The sequence below is a fragment of the Pseudomonas sp. CH61 genome (genome assembly GCF_059429415.1).
In genome coordinates this window covers 2245303-2264749 of the sequence record NZ_CM182098.1, presented here as the reverse complement: position 1 = coordinate 2264749, position 19447 = coordinate 2245303, and the positions used below count along the sequence as shown (strand labels likewise).

Below are 19447 nucleotides of genomic sequence, written 5' to 3'. Positions count from 1 at the left end.
GCGCACATTCTTCCTGCACAGGAAGACACAAAAACAATAACTGTCCTTCTGTAACCCACCGGGTGCAGAAAAGGAGTGCACGATGCAACCCACTGCAAAAGCTCTGCTTGCCCTCACCTGCATGACCCTCAGCAGCGTCAGCCTTGGCGCCCAGACCCTGACCATCGCCACCGTCAACAACAGCGACATGATCCGCATGCAAAAACTCTCGAAAACCTTCGAGACCGAGCATCCGGACATCAAGCTCAATTGGGTCGTGCTGGAAGAAAACGTCCTGCGCCAACGCCTGACCACCGACATCGCCACTCAGGGCGGTCAGTTCGACGTGTTGACCATTGGCATGTACGAAGCCGCACTGTGGGGCGCCAAAGGCTGGCTGGAGCCGATGAAGGATCTGCCGGCCAGTTACGCCCTCGACGACGTGTTCCCGTCGGTGCGTGAAGGCCTGTCGGTCAAGGGTTCGCTGTACGCCTTGCCGTTCTACGCGGAAAGCTCGATCACCTATTACCGCACCGACCTGTTCAAGGATGCCGGGCTGACCATGCCCGAGCGTCCGACTTGGGAACAGATCGCCGGCTTCGCCGAAAAACTCACCAACAAGGACAAGGGGCAGTACGGCATCTGCCTGCGCGGCAAGGCCGGCTGGGGCGAGAACATGGCGCTGATCACCACCGTCGCCAATGCTTACGGCGCACGCTGGTTCGATGAGCAGTGGAAACCGGAATTCAGTGGCCCTGAGTGGAAAAACGCGCTGAACTTCTACGTCGACACCATGAAGAAATCCGGCCCGCCGGGCGCTTCCAGCAACGGTTTCAACGAAAACCTCGCACTGTTCAACAGCGGCAAATGCGCAATGTGGGTCGATGCCAGCGTCGCCGGTTCGTTCGTCACCGACAAGACCCAGAGCAAGGTTGCCGATCACGTCGGTTTCACCTTCGCACCGCATCAGGTCACCGACAAAGGCTCGGCGTGGTTGTATTCGTGGGCGCTGGCGATTCCGACCAGCTCCAAAGCCAAAGACGCCGCTAAAGAATTCAGCGCCTGGGCAACGTCCAAAGAGTACGGCGAGCTGGTGGCCAAGACTGACGGCATTGCCAACGTACCGCCGGGGACTCGCGCTTCGACCTACAGCGACGCTTACATGAGCGCGGCGCCGTTCGCCAAGGTGACCCTGGAATCGTTGAAAGTGGCTGACCCGAGCAAACCGACGCTGAAACCGGTGCCGTACATTGGCATTCAACTGGTGACCATTCCTGAGTTCCAGGCCGTGGGCACCCAGGTCGGCAAGCTGTTCTCGGCGGCGCTGATCGGCCAGACCACGGTGGATCAAGCCTTGGCTGCTGCGCAGCAAACCACTGAACGCGAGATGAAGCGCGCCGGTTATCCCAAGTAACCGCAACAGCTCGCTCCTGCCTTTTGTAGGAGTGAGCCTGCTCGCGATAGCGGTGTATCAGTCACCGACGGTGTTGGATGGAAAACCGCTATCGCGAGCAGGCTCACTCCTACATTAGATCTCCATAGGTCTGTATGACTCGGTTGTGATCGCCATGAATACTTCAACTGCCAAAGCCCACCTCGACCTGTCGCCACCTGCGCGCAAGGTCCGCGTACGCAATCCCGGCTGGTTTCTGGTCAGCCCTTCGGTGGCCCTGTTGCTGCTGTGGATGATCGTGCCGCTGGGCATGACCATCTACTTCTCGATGATCCGCTACAACCTGCTCTACCCCGGTGAAAACGAATTCGTCGGGCTGGAGAACTTCAGCTATTTCCTCACCGACTCGGGCTTCATGCCCGGTGCCACCAACACGCTGTTGCTGGTCGGTAGCGTGTTGCTGATCAGTGTGGTGTTGGGCGTGTTGATCAGCGCGTTGCTTGAGGCCAGCGAATTCCTTGGTCGCGGCATTGTGCGAGTCATGCTGATTTCGCCGTTCTTCATCATGCCCACGGTCGGTGCGCTGATCTGGAAGAACCTGATCTTCCATCCGGTCTCGGGGATCCTCGCTTACATCTGGAAGCTGTTCGGCGCACAACCGGTGGACTGGCTCGCGCACTATCCGCTGCTGTCGATCATCATCATTGTTTCGTGGCAGTGGCTGCCCTTCGCGATCCTGATCCTGATGACGGCGATGCAGTCCCTCGACCAGGAACAGAAAGAAGCCGCGCGCCTCGACGGTGCGGGGCCGATCGCGATCTTCTGGCACCTGACCCTGCCGCATCTGGCGCGACCGATTGCCGTGGTGGTGATGATCGAAACGATCTTCCTGCTGTCGGTGTTCGCCGAGATTTTCACCACCACCAACGGCGGCCCCGGCTACGCCTCGACCAACCTCGCCTACCTGATCTACAACCAGGCGCTGGTGCAGTTCGACGTCGGCATGGCTTCGGCGGGTGGCTTGATTGCCGTGGTCATCGCCAACATCGCCGCGATCATTCTGGTGCGGATGATCGGCAAAAACCTGACTGACAAAGCCTGAGGCCTGCCATGACTCTCCAACAATCCCGCCGGCTGCAAAGCCTGCTGCTCGGCACCCTGGCCTGGGCCATCGCGATCGTGATTTTCTTCCCGATCTTGTGGATGGTGATGACCAGTTTCAAAACCGAAATCGACGCGTTCGCCACGCCGCCGCAGTTCATCTTCACGCCGACGCTGGAGAACTACCTGCACATCAATGAGCGCAGCGATTACTTCAGTTTCGCCTGGAACTCGGTGGTGATTTCCTTCAGTGCCACGGCCCTGTGCCTGCTGATCGCGGTGCCCGCCGCTTACTCGATGGCGTTCTACGAAACCCAGCGCACCAAAGGCACGCTGTTGTGGATGCTCTCGACCAAAATGCTGCCGCCGGTGGGCGTGCTCATGCCGATCTACCTGCTGGCGAAGAGTTTCGGCCTGCTCGACACGCGCATCGCGCTGATCGTGATCTACACGCTGATCAACCTGCCGATCGTGGTCTGGATGGTTTACACCTACTTCAAGGACATCCCCAAAGACATCCTCGAAGCCGCCCGCCTCGACGGCGCCACGCTGTGGCAGGAAATGGTCCGCGTGCTGCTGCCGATTGCCAAGGGTGGACTTGCTTCGACCGTATTGCTGTCGCTGATTCTGTGCTGGAACGAGGCGTTCTGGTCGCTGAACCTGACCTCCTCGAAAGCCGCGCCACTGACTGCGTTGATCGCCTCGTATTCAAGTCCGGAAGGTTTGTTCTGGGCCAAATTGTCGGCGGTCTCGACCCTGGCCTGTGCGCCGATTCTGATCTTCGGCTGGATCAGCCAGAAACAACTGGTGCGCGGCCTCTCCTTTGGCGCCGTGAAATGAATATCCCGAACCCAACACATTCCCCTGTAGGAGTGAGCCTGCTCGCGATGAGGGCGTGTCAGTCGCCATCATTGTTGAATGACACTCCGCTATCGCGAGCAGGCTCACTCCTACAAAAACGCGTTCGATTCAACTGAATAATAAATTGCGGAGGCCCATCATCATGGCCAACCTGAAAATCAAGAATCTGCAAAAAGGCTTCGAAGGCTTCTCCATCATCAAAGGCATCGACCTTGAGGTGAACGACAAGGAATTCGTGGTCTTCGTCGGCCCGTCGGGCTGCGGCAAATCCACTCTCCTGCGGTTGATCGCCGGTCTGGAAGAAGTCAGCGACGGCACCATCGAACTCGACGGCCGCGACATCACCGAAGTCAGCCCGGCCAAGCGCGATCTGGCGATGGTGTTCCAGACCTACGCGCTGTACCCGCACATGACCGTGAAAAAGAACATGTCCTTCGCCCTCGATCTGGCCGGCGTGCCGAAAGCCGAAGTCGAGAAAAAAGTCGGCGAAGCGGCGCGGATTCTCGAACTCGGGCCGATGCTTGAGCGCAAACCGAAACAGCTCTCCGGTGGTCAGCGCCAGCGGGTGGCGATTGGTCGCGCGATCGTGCGCAATCCGAAAATCTTCCTCTTCGACGAACCGCTGTCCAACCTCGACGCCGCGCTGCGCGTGCAGATGCGTCTGGAGCTGCTGCGCCTGCACAAAGATCTGCAAGCGACGATGATTTACGTGACCCACGATCAGGTCGAAGCGATGACCATGGCCGACAAGGTCGTGGTACTCAATGGCGGCAAGATCGAACAGGTCGGCTCGCCGCTGGACCTGTATCACAACCCGGCGAACCTGTTCGTCGCCGGGTTCCTCGGCACGCCAAAAATGGGTTTCCTCAAAGGCAAAATCGCCCGCGTCGATGGCCAGAGCTGCGAGGTCTCGCTGGACGCCGGCACCCGCATCACCCTGCCCTTTAATGCCGCCAACCTCAGTGTCGGCAGCGCCGTGACCCTCGGCATTCGCCCGGAACATCTGGAACTGGCGCAACCCGGTGATTGCACCTTGCAAGTCACCGCTGACGTCAGCGAACGCTTGGGCAGCGACACTTTCTGCCACGTCACCACCAACGCCGGCGAAGCCCTGACCATGCGCGTGCGCGGTGATCTGGCCAGCCGTTACGGCGAACAATTGAGCCTGCACCTGGATGCGGCTCAGTGCCATTTATTCGATGCCGAAGGTATCGCGTTGACCCGTCCGCTGCGTGCTGCGGCCTGATTTTCGAGAGACTTGCCCGATGAAACTCAATCAACAAAATCTCCATCGTCTGGCCGCCGAAGTACAACTGCCGGCCTACAGCCTCAGCGATACCCGCCACGGCATCGCCCACATCGGCGTCGGCGGCTTTCATCGCGCACATCAGGCGTATTACACCGATGCGCTGATGAACACCGGCGAAGCCCTCGACTGGGCGATTTGCGGCGTCGGCCTGCGTGCCGAAGACCGCCGCGCCCGCGACGATCTCAAGGAGCAGGATTACCTGTTCACCCTGTTCGAACTCGGCGACAGCGACGACACCGAAGTCCGCGTGATCGGCGCGATTCGCGACATGCTGCTGGCCGAGGACGGCGCTCAGGCGCTGATCGACAAACTCGCCGACCCACAGATTCGTATCGTCTCACTGACCATCACCGAGGGTGGTTATTGCATCGACGACAGCAACGGCGAATTCATGGCGCACCTGCCACAGATTCAACATGACTTGGCGCATCCAGAGGCGCCGAAAACCGTGTTCGGTTTCTTGTGTGCAGCCCTGGAAAAACGCCGGGCGGCGGGCATTCCGGCGTTTACCGTGATGTCTTGCGATAACCTGCCGCACAACGGCGCCGTGACGCGCAAGGCGCTGCTGGCGTTTGCCACACTGCGCGATAGCAACCTGTGCAGCTGGATCGACGCCAACGTCAGTTTCCCCAATGCTATGGTCGACCGCATCACGCCGATGACCAGCACCGCACATCGCCTGCAACTGGCCGATAAACATGGCGTCGACGATGCCTGGCCGGTGGTCTGCGAGCCGTTCGTGCAGTGGGTGCTGGAGGACAAATTCGTCAACGGCCGCCCGGCCTGGGAAAAGGTCGGCGTGCAATTCACCGACGATGTTTCGCCCTATGAAGAGATGAAGATCAAACTGCTCAACGGCAGCCACTTGGCGCTGACGTATCTGGGCTTTTTGAAGGGTTATCGGTTTGTGCACGAGACCATGAACGACCCGCTGTTCGTGCGCTATATGCGCGCCTATATGGATCTCGACGTGACCCCGCAACTGGCGCCGGTGCCGGGCATTGATCTGACCGATTACAAAAACACCTTGGTGGCGCGGTTTTCCAATCAGGCGATTGCCGATCAGCTGGAGCGGGTGTGCTCGGACGGTTCGTCGAAGTTTCCCAAGTTCACCATTCCTACCATCAACCGGTTGATTGCCGATGGGCAGGAGACTAAACGGGCGGCGTTGGTGGTGGCGGCCTGGGCGTTGTATTTGAAGGGTGTCGATGAGAATGGCGACACCTATTCGATTCCTGATCCGCGCGCGGCGTTTTGTCAGGCGTTGGTGGCGGACGATGCTTTAATGACTCAGCGGTTGTTGGCGGTCGAAGAGATTTTTGGCACGGCGATTCCGCGTTCGGCGGAGTTTGTCGCGGCGTTTGAGTGGTGCTGCAATAGCTTGCGTGAGGACGGTGTGACACGAACGCTGGAAAAGATTCTCGCAGCCTGATCGTTCCCACGCTCTGCGTGGGAATGCAGCCCGGGACGCTCCGCGTCCCATCCAATAGCAGACGCAGAGCGTCCAATGAGGCATTCCCACGCAGAGCGTGGGAACGAGCGGTCCTGGAGTGCTAATGACAAAACAACAACTCTTCATAGGCATCGACTGCGGCACCCAAGGCACCAAAGCCATCATCCTCGACGCCGCCACCGGTCAAGTCCTCGGCCAAGGCGCCGCCGCACACACAATGATCAGCGGCGCCAACGGCCGCCGTGAGCAAGACACCCAGCAATGGCTGGACGCCTTCACCCTCGCCACCCGCCGCGCATTACTGGCGGCGAATGTCGACGGCCAGTCAATCCTCGGCATCGGCGTCTCCGGCCAGCAGCACGGTCTGGTCCTGCTCGATGATCAAGGTGAAGTCCTGCGCCCGGCCAAGCTCTGGTGCGACACCGAAACCAGCGCCGAGAACGACCGCCTACTCACTCATCTGGGCGGTGAAAAAGGCTCGCTGGAACGCCTCGGCGTGGTTATCGCACCTGGCTACACCGTGTCTAAACTGCTCTGGACCAAAGAACAACACCCCGTGGTGTTTTCGCGCATCGCACGCATTCTACTGCCCCACGACTACCTGAACTTCTGGCTCACCGGCCGCGCCTGCAGTGAGTACGGCGACGCCTCCGGCACCGGCTATTTCAACGTGCGCACGCGCCAATGGGACTTGCAACTGCTGCGCGACATCGACGCCAGCGGACGCCTGCAAGCGGCGCTGCCAGAGCTGATCGATGCGCACCAAAACGTCGGCACCATCCTCCCGGCCATCGCAGAACACCTCGGCATCAACCCCAATGCGCTGGTCTCCAGCGGCGGCGGCGACAACATGATGGGCGCCATCGGCACCGGCAACATTCAGCCCGGCGCGATCACCATGAGCCTCGGTTCCTCTGGCACGGTGTACGCCTATTCCGAAGTGCCGAAAGTCAGCCCGGACGCCTCGGTCGCGACGTTCTGTTCGTCGAGTGGCGGTTGGTTGCCGCTGATCTGCACCATGAACCTGACCAACGCCACCGGCGCGATTCGCGAGTTGTTCGACCTCGATCTGCAGCAGTTCAACGACCTCGTCGCCCAAGCCCCCATCGGCGCCGACGGCGTGAGCATGCTGCCGTTCCTCAACGGTGAACGCGTCCCCGCTCTGCCCCACGCCACCGGCAGCCTGCACGGCTTGACGCTGGACAACCTGACCCAGGCCAATCTGTGCCGCGCCGCCGTCGAAGGCACCACCTTCGGTTTGCGCTACGGGCTGGATTTGCTCCGCCAGAATGGTTTACAAAGCCGCAGCATTTGCCTGATCGGCGGCGGTTCGAAAAGCGCGGTGTGGCGGCAGATCGTCGCCGACATCATGAACACCCCGGTGATCTGCACCGAACAAAGTGAAGCCGCTGCCCTCGGCGCGGCGATTCAAGCGGCGTGGTGCAAATCCTGGTCGAACGGCCACGAAGACACCCTCGCCGACCTGTGCCAACGCTGCGTGAAACTCGATTCAAGCAGCGAAACCCTGCCGATCGCCACCAACGTCGCGGCGTTTCAGCAGGCCTATGAACGCTATCAACAGCATGTCGCAACCCTATAAAGAGCAAACAATTATGTATTTGGTGTGTGGCGAAGCCCTGTTTGATTTTTTCAGTGAAGACGACGCCAGCGGTCTGGCCTCGAAGGTAAATTTCAAGGCGATTGCCGGCGGTTCGCCGTTCAACGTCGCCGTCGGTTTGCGCCGTCTGGGCGTGGACTCGGCCTTGTTTGGCGGGCTGTCCACCGACTACCTCGGTCGCCGCTTGCAGCAAGTGCTGCAAGATGAAGGTGTGCGCCCGGACTATCTGGTGGATTTCGCCGCGCCGACCACGCTGGCCATGGTCGCCGTCGGTGCCAATGGCTCGCCGCACTACAGCTTTCGTGGTGAAGGCTGTGCCGATCGGCAGTTGAGTCTTGCGCATCTGCCGACGCTGGGTGCGGATGTTCGCGGCTTGCACATCGGCTCGTTCTCGCTGGTGGTGCAACCGATCGGTGACACCTTGCTGACCCTGGTACAACGCGAGAGCGGCAAACGCCTGATCACCCTCGATCCGAACATACGCCTCAATCCCGAGCCGAACATCGACCTGTGGCGCGAGCGCATCGCGACGCTGGTGCCACTGGCCGATCTGATCAAGGTCAGCGACGAAGACCTGAGCCTGCTCTACCCCGAACAGGACCCGCAGCGGGTGATCGAAGGCTGGCTCGAACATCGCTGCCAGATCGTTTTCCTCACCCGCGGTGGCGACGGCGCCAGTGTGTTCAGCCGCCGCCATGGCAACTGGTCGGTGCCGGCGGCCTCGGTGCAGATCGCCGACACCGTTGGCGCCGGTGACACCTTCCAGGCCGCGCTGATCACCTGGCTGACCGAGCACGGTCTGGATTCGGTCGAAGGCGTGCAGCAACTCGCTCGCGAGCAGATCGACGCCATGCTCAGGTTCGCCGTACAAGCCGCCGCGCTGACCTGCAGCAAAACCGGCCCGGATCTGCCCTATCGTCACCAATTGAGCTGAGCGCGTAGACTGTCGGCCTTTTTGCGCACGACGGGATAACGGCTTTTGAATTACGGGCAGACGCTTGGACTACTGACACTGGCAACGCTACTGAGCGGGTGCGGCACCTCGCCGCCCCGTTCGCCGGAAGACATCTGCGAAATCTTCCGCGAAAAAAGCGACTGGTACGACGCTGCGCAAGTCACGCAAAAACGCTGGGGCGTACCGATTCAGGTGCCCTTCGCGATCATGTATCAGGAATCCGGCTACCGCTACGACGCCAAGACTCCGCGCAAATACCTGCTGTGGGTGATCCCGTGGGGCCGCGTCTCGACCGCCTCGGGTTATGCGCAAGCCAAAGATGAAGTCTGGGCCGACTACCAGAAAAGCACCGGCCGCAACTGGGCCGACCGCGAAGACTTCGACGACGCCATCGACTTTGTCGGCTGGTACATGGACAAGACCTATTCGATCAACGGCGTCTACAAGTACGACGCCTATAACCAGTACCTCAACTACCACGAAGGCTGGGGTGGGTTTCGCAACAAGACTTACGCGAGCAAAGCCTGGCTGATGCCGACGGCGCGCAAAGTGCAGAATCGTTCGGATGTGTATGCGCGGCAATATGCCGGGTGCAAGGAGGATTTGAATCGGGGGTTCTGGAGCCGGTTCTGGCATTGGTTGTAACGGTGACTTCAAGGGCCTCATCGCGAGCAGGCTCACTCCTACAATGGATCAATGTTGAACACGATATCCGCGTCCACTGAAGATCCCCTGTAGGAGTGAGCCTGCTCGCGATAGCGCCCGATCAAGCACTACACATCCAAGACCTACAACACCGAAAAGCTATAACTCACAATCAACCGTGTCTCATCCACATCCCGGGCAAACTTCTCATAATTGGTGCGATACGTAGCATTCCTCAATCGCAAACTCACATCCTTGAACGTGCCCGTCTGAATCACATACTTCAACTCGCTGTCGCGTTCCCACTCCTTGCCTTCCTGATCACTGCCCAACACCTTGATGTGATCACCGTTCACATAGCGCGTCAGGAAGCTCAAACCATTAATGCCAATGGCCTTGAAGTCATAGTCATAACGCAACTGCCACGAGCGTTCCTGCGCAGCGGCGAAGTCATTGACTTGCACATAGTTGACCAGATACGGATTGCTGCCATCGAGGTACGGCATCGAGTTGTCGCCGTTCATGCGCTGCCAACCGGCGCTGAACGTGTGGCCGCTGTGCGCATAGGACAACATGCCGCTCAACGCCCGGTTATCGATGGAACCGGCCTTGGCATCGCCGCTGTCGGCACTTTTCAGCACGCGCAGATCCGCTTTAAGTACACCGCCAGCTAACGGTTGATTACCCAACAGCCCGACAAAGTGCTGACGATAAATGTCTTCCAGTTCGGCGTAGTGATACTGCGCAGTCAGACGATCGTTGATCTTGTAGTCGAAGCCATACATGTCGAAATGGTCGGCGGTGGTGTTGCACGCATAACGCTTGTTTTTACAGTGAACGCGGATGTCTTGCGAATCGGTGGAATCACGCGCGGTGTACTTGTCCAGGCGCGCGGCCATGAAGGTCAGGTCTTTCAGCTCTTTAGAGGTGAGCATGGCGCCGTTGAACATGGTCGGCAGCAAACGGCCGTCGTTGTATTTCAGCAGCGGCAGATCCGGCAGCAGTGCGCCGTACTTGAGCACCGTGTCCGAAACCTTCACTTTGGCGGTCAGGCCCATTTTCGCGTACTGACCTTTCGAGCCGCGTGGATCGTTGCCGCTGGAAGGCAGCAAGCCGCTGTTGCTGCGGCCCGGGCTGGAATCGAGTTGAAAGCCGAGCATGCCCAGCGCATCAATACCAAAACCCACCGTACCGTCGGTGTAGCCCGATTGCAGGTTGAGAATAAAGCCCTGTGCCGACTCTTCACGCTTGGACGCGCCCTGATCGTTCGTGGTGTGCCCATCACGGAAATCGCGGTTGAAGTACACCGTGCGCGACTCGATTTTCGCCGTGGTGTCTTCTAGGAATCCGCTGGCCTGAACCTGTGCGGTAAAACCTGCGCACAGCACAACGGCTCCGAAGCCAAACGACTGGCGCGGGGTGATGAGGGGAAATGGGGGACGCATGAAAAACTCCAACAATGCAGCGTTTGCGCAAGCGCGCAACAAGCCAGAAAAATAGCTCCCGTCCCGGGTCAGATTGAACCAGGAGAAAGTGAACACGCAGGGGTGAGCGGCAATGATGGCAGATGGCTTTGACGGGCTACAGGCGACTTTAGTCTGAATCTGACTGAGGATTCTTCAACCCAGGATCGTGGGAAAAGTTGCCGGCAATCAACGCCAATTCGCAGCAAACGCCCGGTTTCATTGGGCGAAACACCTCACCTAAGGGTTTTCCCTATACCGCAAACCTGCCAGACCTACGGCTTTTGTGCCTTGAACGAGGCCGCTTAATCCTCCATCATCCGTCACCTGCTTATTCAACGGACGGAATTCAAGGCATGCTGGACGCCAACGCAACCCACATTACCCTCACGCTTGAAGGCGCCAACGCCGACCTGCAAGTCCTCAGCTTCACTGGTCGCGAAGCCCTCAACGAACCGTTCCGTTTCGACCTCGAACTCGTCAGCGCCCGCCCCGACCTCAAACTCGAAGAGCTGCTGCACACGCCCGGCGTCCTGACTTTCGGCGCCACCGGCGCAGGCAAGATCCACGGTCTGGTCTACCGCATCGAGCAAGGCGACTCCGGCAAGACCCTGACCCGTTACAGCCTCAGCCTGGTGCCACAACTGGCCTACCTGCGGCACAACCACGATCAGCAGATTTTCCAGCAACTGACCGTGCCGAAGATCATCGCTCAGGTCCTGGAAGATCGCGGCATCCTCGCCGACGCCTACAGCTTCCAGCTCGGCGCCGAGTATCCGGAACGCGACTACTGCGTGCAGTACGACGAATCCGACCTGCATTTCATCCAGCGCCTGTGCGAGGAAGAAGGCATTCACTTCCACTTCCAGCACAGCAGTAGCGGCCACAAACTGGTGTTCGGCGACGACCAGACCGTGTTCCGCAAACTGAAACCGGTGAGCTACCAGCAAGACTCCGGCATGGCCGCCGACAAACCGGTGATCAAACGCTTCAACCTGCGCCTGGAAACCCGCACCACCCGCGTCAGCCGCCGCGATTACGACTTCGAAAAACCGAAGATCCTCCCCGAAGGCGCGGTCAAAACCGAGTTCGCCCCGGACCTCGAGGACTACGACTACCCCGGCCGCTTCACCACCCGCGAGCGCGGCAAGTTCCTCTCCACCCGCGCCCTCGAACGCCATCGCAGCGACTACAAACTCGCCGAAGGCAAAGGTGACGAACCGACCCTCACCAGCGGCCATTTCCTCACGCTCGCCGAACACCCGCGCGCCGAGTGGAACGATCTGTGGCTGCTGCTGGAAGTCTTCCACGAAGGCAAACAACCGCAAGTGCTCGGCGAAAACGTCACCAGCGACGTCACTGACAACAAAAGCGATTTCCACCAGGGCTACCGCAACAGCTTCCTCGCCACACCCTGGGACGCGCACTACCGCCCTGCCCTTGAACACCCGAAACCAAAAGTCCTCGGCAGCCAGACCGCCGTCGTCACCGGCCCGGCGGGCGAAGAAATCCACTGCGACCCATACGGCCGCATCAAAGTGCAATTCCACTGGGACCGCGACGGCCAGTCCAACGACAAAACCACCTGCTGGATGCGCGTCGCCAGCGGCTGGGCCGGCGCGGCGTATGGCGGCATCGCCATCCCGCGCATCGGCATGGAGGTCCTCGTCACCTTCCTCGAAGGCGATCCCGACCAGCCACTGGTCACCGGTTGCCTGTACCACAAGGAAAACGTCGTCCCCTACGACCTGCCGGCAAACAAGACCCGCAGCACCTTCAAGACCCTGAGCTCACCGGGCGGCAAGGGCTACAACGAATTCCGCATCGAAGACAAGAAAGGCGCCGAGCAGATCTACATCCACGCCCAACGCGACTGGGATGAGAACATTGAGCACGATCAGAAGATCCGCGTCGGCAACGAACGACATGACACCGTTGAAGCCAATACGCTGAGCGAGTTCAAGGTTGAGGAACACCGGATTACGCATCTGGATCGTATCAGTGAGATGCGTGCGGATGATCACCTGACGGTGGGTGTGACGCAGCATCTGAAGGTCGGGACTGCGCAGTTTGTTGAGGCTGGGACAGAGATTCACTACCACGCTGGTGAGAAAGTGGTGGTTGAGGGTGGTATGGAGCTGACCGCCAAGGCTGGCGGGAGTTTCGTCAAGGTCGACGCCGGTGGCGTGACCATCAGCGGTGCGGAAGTGAAGGTGAATTCGGGTGGCGGGCCGGGAGCCGGCACCGGCATTCAGATCCTCGCTCCATTCATCCCGGGGCTCGCAGCCATTGATAACGCCGGACGTCTGATGCAAACCCGCGCCAACCAGATGATGCAGGCGGAGTCCCTCGCCGTGACGCCGAAACTCAAAGCACCTACCGGCATCTGCGTCGAATGCCTAAAGAAAGCCATGCGCGAAAAACTTGCCCTGCAATCGGGGGCCAATTGATGACAAAGAGTGACGCGGCGAAAGCCTGGAGCGAAGCGCAAAAGAACGCTCAGTCGATATTCGCGATCGTTGAAACCGGTCTGTTGCCGGACCCCGCTCGATTGCAGTTCGTCAGTGCGGACCCGTCGCGACGGCCGTTGATGGTGCAACCGGAATTCGCCGAACTGCGCAACTACGGCCCTTGGCTCGTCGACGTTAGCTACATGGAATTCGAGGCCTTTCTCGCTCACGAACACTTCACCGGCTGCACCGCGATGGCAAGTTGGATTCGTACCGACTGCCCGGCCGAAAAGCTCGCCGCTCACCTGAGTGATGCGTTGCTGGCAAAAAATGAAGCTGGCGAAGTCCTGATGATCCGTAGCTACGCGCCAGAAGTGCTGCCGATGCTGTACGCACGCGATGATCTGTCTTGGCATGCTTGGCTGTTTGGCCCACTGCAAGAATGGTGGGTGCCCACAGAAGAAGATCAATGGCACTCTCTGAAGGGCCTCAACCTTGAAAAGCCCGGAAGATACGAGCCTATTTTTCTTGACGCAAAGCTGTGGACGGACATGGAGATCGATCCCCTGCCCTACAGCCTCACCACTGAACTGGAAAAAGAAGCGCCTGAAGTGTTTGCCAGCACCTGCCACGGTGCACGGTTGAAGCAAGTCAAAGAAGCGCTGGACGCTGGCCGCAATGAAGGTTTAACAGACGCGGAAGACGTCACTCTCTTTGCCAGCCTGCAATTGATGGACCGCGAATTTCCGGCGAACTGGCCGATGTGGGAAAAGGCGAAAGAACGGGCAATTGGAGAGAAGTTGCCGCTTGGTGTGGTGATGCGAGAGTTGTCGGAGTGAGTGTCGTGATGAGCATGTTGATCAGCACTTTCTGTCTGTCTCAAAGTTTTCTGGATATTCAAGATGCATTGCTGGATAAGGAATTTACGTAAATGACCGTGGCCATGAATACTAAGCGGCAAAAAATCTGGCGTCGCCGCAATCTTGTCATCGGGGTATTCGTTTTACTGCTGCCTTTCATTGGATCGTATCTTTATAACCAGTTTCGTACGCCGGGTGCGATGTTGACGTCTGAAAATTATATGGAGAGACCCATTTTTAGTTTTTGGGTGAATGACTTCTGGGGCGGAAACTTGATGGCAATGGGGGGCGGGGGCATTATGTGCTGTTCTCGATTCGAAGGAGATACAATAAAAATAAAGTGGATCTTGGACATGACTCGTCAACAGCAACTTCAAGGTGCAGTAGAAGAGCATCATGAAGTGAATCTGCCGCTACCGAAACGCACCCCCAGCGATCAATACTTGCATGTTAGATTTGACCCTGAAAACAAGGTAAGAGTGGGATGGAGCCCCGACTTATATAGCCCGTTTGAATCTCGCCCTGATAAAAAAGAACTCACTGAACAAGGACGTAACCAATGAGCACACCTGCAGGCCTAAATCGTGCAGAATCGATAAGCACGAACTCTAACACTTGTAAAAACGAGGAAAAAAAATCTGTTTTACCGTGCGATTCGGCGCTACGTATTGGATTCTTCTTTGATGGTTATGGTCGAAATCTCAAAGAAGATCTTGCAGAGGATCGATTGAGTAATGTTGCCCGCCTTTTCATGGCTTTTCCCGACACTGATCGTTCAGCATCTTCTGAACCATTCGTGCAAAACAGGCGTTTTTACATATCCGGCTTGGCATCCGAGTTTGATGCAACGCTCGGAGGCGGCGAATTAACCAGTGGATCGGGGATAGACGGTGCCACAAGCAGGGCGAAAGACAGCATCATAAAGTCGCCTGGCGACACTATATCCAAAAGTCCCCTGGACGCAGTAAAAGATGTTATTACCGGAAAAAATTGGTGGGAAAGTTTCGTCAATAACTTCAAAGTAGGCAATGCTATAACTTCAGCCTTGAAGGCTGCAGCGCCCGCCACACTGGACATTTCCAGCATTACCCGCGACAACCCATTTATAACAACATTCTTCAAAACAGGTGTAGACACTCGATTGGAGGCCGCAGTTAAAGCATTGGAAGCAGCGCTCACAAAAGCCAAGGACCAAAGCAAAGCTCCGCTAAAGAGAATGTCGGTTTCAATTTTCGGTTTTGATTATGGTGCCACCCTAGCACGAGCATTTGCGCACAAAATCCTTGAGGACTGTGACCCTGCATCAACAATATTTAAAGGAGTTAACCTTGAAATAACGTTCGTTGGCCTTTTCGATGCCGTTGATCGCAGCGCAGAAGACTCAATAATTCTTGAATATCTAATACCTTTTGTAAACAAAATTGACGATGGAGAATGCCTTCCTGGCCCAGTGAAATCCGCCTTACATTTGGTCGCAGCACATGAATGTCAGGGCTCTCGCAGGTCAAGGCTTATTGGAACTGGATCATCAACACCTCGCTGGGAAGAACGACTTGTTCCTGGGACCAGTTATGACGTGGGCGGTGGATTAGCAAAGGCCGACGCCTCTAAGAGTCGAGAGCTTCACTTGGCAAGTTTGCATGAAATGTATAGCGCGGCCTACCGAGCTGGCGTGCCATTTTATCCGATAGATGTTCTGCCAGAGAAAGCAGTTTTGATATCGAAATACTTTCAATTAAACGACCACATCAACGGTATCAGTGCCATCGGAGCAAGCAAAAATTACATGAGCAAAGCAGGAAATAAAAAACTTTCTGCTGAGGCTTTCATAGCTCATCGCCGCTTGTATATCCAACGATTGCGCGGGCTATGGGAAATGTATCGTGGCCAGCACAATGCCTATGATGATGAGGAAGAACGACTTCAGCGTCCCATCCTTGGCAAACAAGGATCTATCGCACGCGCACTTGGAATTAGCAATGAAAGTGACGCTCAAGCTGCGAAACGCGATCAAGCTCTCAAACAAACTCAACAAGGCAAGGCTGCCCTTCGCGCCGAACTCAGTTGGCTTGAGGACGTTGACCGCGAAGCCTGGAGGTTGAAAACCAGCTTCCCATCTGCCCCAGTAAAAGCACTGCTAGACGAGTGGTTCGCTGCTGTCCCCAAAGGCCTTAGCTTCGACGTGGAAGATCTACTCGAATATTACGTAAACGACCAATACATGATCCAGCAAATACCTCAAAGCGCAGGCGTTCCTCTACCTAAGTACTTCCTCGTTCGAGAGTTCGACATGCCGAGCCTGAACAAAACCAAAGGGATGGCCCCCGACTATCTGGAGCAGTTGATGCGAAAACCTTCAGCAGAGTCTTCAGATGCATCAATTTAAAGGAATCTCGTCATAAGCTCACAATGCTAAACTGACCAATGAATTTACTGAAGATTTTTTTCATTACCGTTATCGCTTTAGTGCCAGTAATTGCAATGGCGAGCGACAACCAAGGGCAACCTTCTCCAGCAGAAACGGGAGTGGTTCTTTACAACCAACTTAAAATTTCATCAGCGATTCCTTATCTAAAATCCGCATCTGAAGCCGGAAATAAGGAAGCACAGTACTATTTGGCGGAAGCTTTACGAAAGAGGAATCGCTACATGACCTCTGAAGCGCAAAAATGGTATGAAGCTGCTGCAAAGCAAGGGAACTACTACGCAATGATTCAGTTAGGGCGTAGTGGTGATGATCTATGTAAAAGGATGAACAATTGCCCAAACTCTATTAAAGCTCCAGTCGATTGGCTTCGTAATGCACGTGATCTAGCGCAGCCTAGGGCTGAACACGGTGACGCTGAGGCGATGTATGTTATGTATGAAATAACGTTAGATCGTAGCTGGTTGGAAAAATCAGCGCTTGCTGGGAATGCAACAGCGCAATATTGGATGGCTATTGGCGATAGACAAGGCGAAGGTTTCTTCCTTCCGGGCAGGCGCAACGCTTCCGTCGGTAATTGGTTGAAAGCATCGGCCGAAGGTGGAAATCCCCGAGCGATGATGGAGTATGCGGCTTATCTACATGAAAATAGTGGTGATCTTGAAACCGCTCGCCATTGGATTAGAACCGCCGCCGAACGCGGATATGAGAGCGGCGTCACCAGTTACGGCGCGTACTTAGCACATGCTCCTGAAAGGTTCGGATTCGAATTTGATGTGGTAAAAGGATATGCGATAACCTCACTTCTGAAGGAACTAGACGAAGGTGGAGGGATGCAGTCTTATGTAGATGAAGTACTTCCAGAGATTGCAGAGAAAATGACTCCAGCACAACTTGTGAGCGCCGAGAAATTTGCTTCAGAATGGAAAGCGGCACATCCTCCACTTTCCTTTTTCCCGGAAAAACTAGGCAGGCAATAGTAGTGTCTAAATTTTCTATGCGGCCTTTATTAATTGTTATATTTTTTTGGATAGATCTAAGCCTAGCGGCAGACAGCGCCCCTGAAAAAATTTCAGGATTAGTTCTATACAACCAACTCAAAATTAACGCAGCGACTCAACAACTCCAAATTGAAAGCAACGACGGAAACTCGGACTCTCAATACTATTTGGCGGAAATCATTCGTAAAAAAAGCCGTTACATGGCCCCCGAAGCGCAACATTGGTATGAAAAGGCAGCAGAAAAAGACAATATCTACGCAATGATTCAACTGGGCCGACACAAAAATGACTTTTGTCAGAAGATTGGTAACTGCCCTCCAATCAAGAAAACCCAAGCAGAATGGTTTGCACAAGCTAAAGGATTAGTTCTACCAAAGGCGCAGGAAGGCGATCCCGAATCCTTGTATCTAATGTATGAAATCACTCTGAATCGTGAGTGGTTAGAGAAATCCGCAACCGCGGGATACTCGCTTGCGCAGTACTGGATGGCGATCAGCGAACGACAGGGCGAAGGCTTCTTCTTGATTCCAGGAAAACGTGATGCATCTGTAAAAAAATGGCTTTTGCTTTCATCGGAAGGCGGATATCCAAAAGCAATGATGGATTACCTGGAAATTTTACATAGAGAAGGCGACACAGCAAGTATTCGCCAGTGGCTTGAGTTAGCAGCCCGCAGTGGTTACCAAGTGGCAGTAAGCAGCTATGGCGCCTATATTTCCCACACTCCGGACAAATTGGATTACCCCCTAGATCTAGTTAAAGGTTATGCGCTTTTTACATTGCTTAAAGATCTAGGTGATGCTGGCGGAATCGGAAGATATGTTGAGCGAAAAGGTGAAGAAATTCGCGAGAAAATGACACCAGCACAGATTGAAGATTCAGAAAGAATAGCTAAAGAGTGGAAAACCACTCACCCCCCACTCTCATTTTTTCCGGACAAGCTAGGATATTAACGCCAGTGAGGCCATTTAGATATTTTATTATTGCGACATTTTTAACAAGTGCCACACTTACTTTTGCGTCGCAGCCAGCGCACGAAGTATCTGCAGGCATTATTTTATATAATCAGCTAAAGCTTGATGCAGCCTTTCCTGTATTAGAAAAAGAAGCGCAAGCTGGAAACGTGGAATCGCAATACTACCTAGGCGAAGCGCTAAGAAAGCGAAACCGATACATGACGCCCGAAGCACAGCACTGGTATGAAACGGCTGCGATGAATGGTTCCATATACGCGATGATTCAGCTAGGCCGTAAAAATTCGGATTTGTGCAAGATAATGGATAACTGCCCTGCCAGTTCCAAAAGTCCTGCTCAGTGGTTTGCGTATGCCAAAGAACTAGCGTTGGCAAAAGCGAACAGCGGTGACGCTGAGTCTCTATTCTTGATGTATGAAATAACTTTGAATGACGAATGGCTTGAAAAGTCAGCAAACGCTGGTTACCCACTTGCGCAGTATTGGATGGCGGTGAGTGAGCGGCAGGGGAAGGGATTCTTTTTTATCCCTGGGAAACGCGACGAATCGGTCCGAAATTGGTTAAGGCTTTCGTCAGAGGGTGGATACCCTAAAGCGATGAATAACTATCTGGAAATTCTTTACAGGGACGGCGACATGCAGGCTGTCCATCATTGGCTAAAAATTGCAGCTGAAACTGGCGAGCAAGATGCTATGAGCAACTATGGTGCTTACATTTCGCATACGCCAGATAAAATTGGCTACCCACTGAATCTAGTCGAAGGCTATGCGATGTTCTATCTAATGAAAGACTTGAATGATGCCGGAGGCATTCAAGATTATGTTGACCGGAAGATAGAAAAAATTGCTGAGAAGATGACACCCGAGCAAATCGAGCAATCAAAAGTTTTCGCAAAACAGTGGAAAGACACTCACCCACCCCTCTCATTTTTCCCTGACAAACTAGGAGATTGACCGCAGT

The 19447-nt window shown here is 55.7% G+C and carries 16 protein-coding genes; 15 read left to right on the top strand and 1 reads right to left on the bottom strand.

Translation table 11 applies throughout. The features are described 5' to 3' along the window. Positions 1-82: 82 nt before the first annotated feature. From AC5SEM_RS10185 to AC5SEM_RS10150, 8 genes are all read left to right on the top strand, one after another. Positions 83-1393 (top strand): ABC transporter substrate-binding protein, encoded by a 1311-nt coding sequence (locus AC5SEM_RS10185; RefSeq protein ID WP_495472852.1) that lies wholly within the window; start codon positions 83-85, stop codon positions 1391-1393. A 154-nt stretch (positions 1394-1547) separates the two neighbouring features. Beyond that, positions 1548-2474, top strand: a complete 927-nt coding sequence (locus AC5SEM_RS10180; protein ID WP_077573068.1) for a carbohydrate ABC transporter permease — start codon at positions 1548-1550, stop codon at positions 2472-2474. A gap of 8 nt (positions 2475-2482) precedes the next feature. Beyond that, positions 2483-3313: a carbohydrate ABC transporter permease gene (locus tag AC5SEM_RS10175; protein WP_095120887.1), complete on the top strand. Its 831-nt coding sequence runs from the start codon at positions 2483-2485 to the stop codon at positions 3311-3313. Between the two features lie 163 nt (positions 3314-3476). After that, complete coding sequence (locus AC5SEM_RS10170) at positions 3477-4580, top strand: ABC transporter ATP-binding protein (RefSeq protein ID WP_123595639.1); 1104 nt, start codon at positions 3477-3479, stop codon at positions 4578-4580. 19 nt (positions 4581-4599) lie between these two features. Then, positions 4600-6075: a mannitol dehydrogenase family protein gene (locus AC5SEM_RS10165; protein WP_495472851.1), complete on the top strand. Its 1476-nt coding sequence runs from the start codon at positions 4600-4602 to the stop codon at positions 6073-6075. A gap of 124 nt (positions 6076-6199) precedes the next feature. Next, the gene (gene xylB / locus AC5SEM_RS10160; protein WP_495472850.1) at positions 6200-7696 is read left to right on the top strand and encodes a xylulokinase; all 1497 of its coding nucleotides are present in this window, start codon (positions 6200-6202) and stop codon (positions 7694-7696) included. A gap of 13 nt (positions 7697-7709) precedes the next feature. Next, the gene (locus AC5SEM_RS10155; RefSeq protein WP_495472849.1) at positions 7710-8648 is read left to right on the top strand and encodes a carbohydrate kinase family protein; all 939 of its coding nucleotides are present in this window, start codon (positions 7710-7712) and stop codon (positions 8646-8648) included. A gap of 45 nt (positions 8649-8693) precedes the next feature. After that, positions 8694-9314, top strand: a complete 621-nt coding sequence (locus AC5SEM_RS10150; protein ID WP_477783052.1) for a transglycosylase SLT domain-containing protein — start codon at positions 8694-8696, stop codon at positions 9312-9314. Positions 9315-9457: 143 nt separating this feature from the next. On the opposite strand, the gene AC5SEM_RS10145 is transcribed toward AC5SEM_RS10150, so the two are convergent. Then, the gene (locus tag AC5SEM_RS10145; protein ID WP_495472848.1) at positions 9458-10759 is read right to left on the bottom strand and encodes an OprD family porin; all 1302 of its coding nucleotides are present in this window, start codon (positions 10757-10759) and stop codon (positions 9458-9460) included. Positions 10760-11133: 374 nt separating this feature from the next. Here AC5SEM_RS10145 and AC5SEM_RS10140 point away from each other — a divergent pair, with 374 nt between their 5' ends. From AC5SEM_RS10140 to AC5SEM_RS10110, 7 genes are all read left to right on the top strand, one after another. Further along, positions 11134-13227 (top strand): type VI secretion system Vgr family protein, encoded by a 2094-nt coding sequence (locus AC5SEM_RS10140; RefSeq protein ID WP_495472847.1) that lies wholly within the window; start codon positions 11134-11136, stop codon positions 13225-13227. Next, entirely contained in the window at positions 13173-14066 is an 894-nt protein-coding gene (locus AC5SEM_RS10135) for a DUF4123 domain-containing protein (RefSeq protein WP_495472846.1), read from the top strand. The genes AC5SEM_RS10140 and AC5SEM_RS10135 overlap by 55 nt, the downstream gene beginning before the upstream one ends. A 92-nt stretch (positions 14067-14158) precedes the next feature. Then, positions 14159-14650 carry a DUF3304 domain-containing protein gene (locus AC5SEM_RS10130; RefSeq protein WP_495472845.1) on the top strand — a complete coding sequence of 164 codons (492 nt, stop codon included), beginning with the start codon at positions 14159-14161 and terminating at the stop codon, positions 14648-14650. After that, positions 14647-16473 (top strand): hypothetical protein, encoded by a 1827-nt coding sequence (locus AC5SEM_RS10125; protein ID WP_495472844.1) that lies wholly within the window; start codon positions 14647-14649, stop codon positions 16471-16473. The genes AC5SEM_RS10130 and AC5SEM_RS10125 overlap by 4 nt, the downstream gene beginning before the upstream one ends. A 38-nt stretch (positions 16474-16511) precedes the next feature. Beyond that, positions 16512-17492 (top strand): tetratricopeptide repeat protein, encoded by a 981-nt coding sequence (locus AC5SEM_RS10120; protein ID WP_495472843.1) that lies wholly within the window; start codon positions 16512-16514, stop codon positions 17490-17492. A gap of 2 nt (positions 17493-17494) precedes the next feature. Beyond that, positions 17495-18466: a tetratricopeptide repeat protein gene (locus AC5SEM_RS10115; protein ID WP_495472842.1), complete on the top strand. Its 972-nt coding sequence runs from the start codon at positions 17495-17497 to the stop codon at positions 18464-18466. After that, the gene (locus AC5SEM_RS10110; protein WP_495472841.1) at positions 18412-19440 is read left to right on the top strand and encodes a tetratricopeptide repeat protein; all 1029 of its coding nucleotides are present in this window, start codon (positions 18412-18414) and stop codon (positions 19438-19440) included. The genes AC5SEM_RS10115 and AC5SEM_RS10110 overlap by 55 nt, the downstream gene beginning before the upstream one ends. Positions 19441-19447 lie beyond the last annotated feature (7 nt).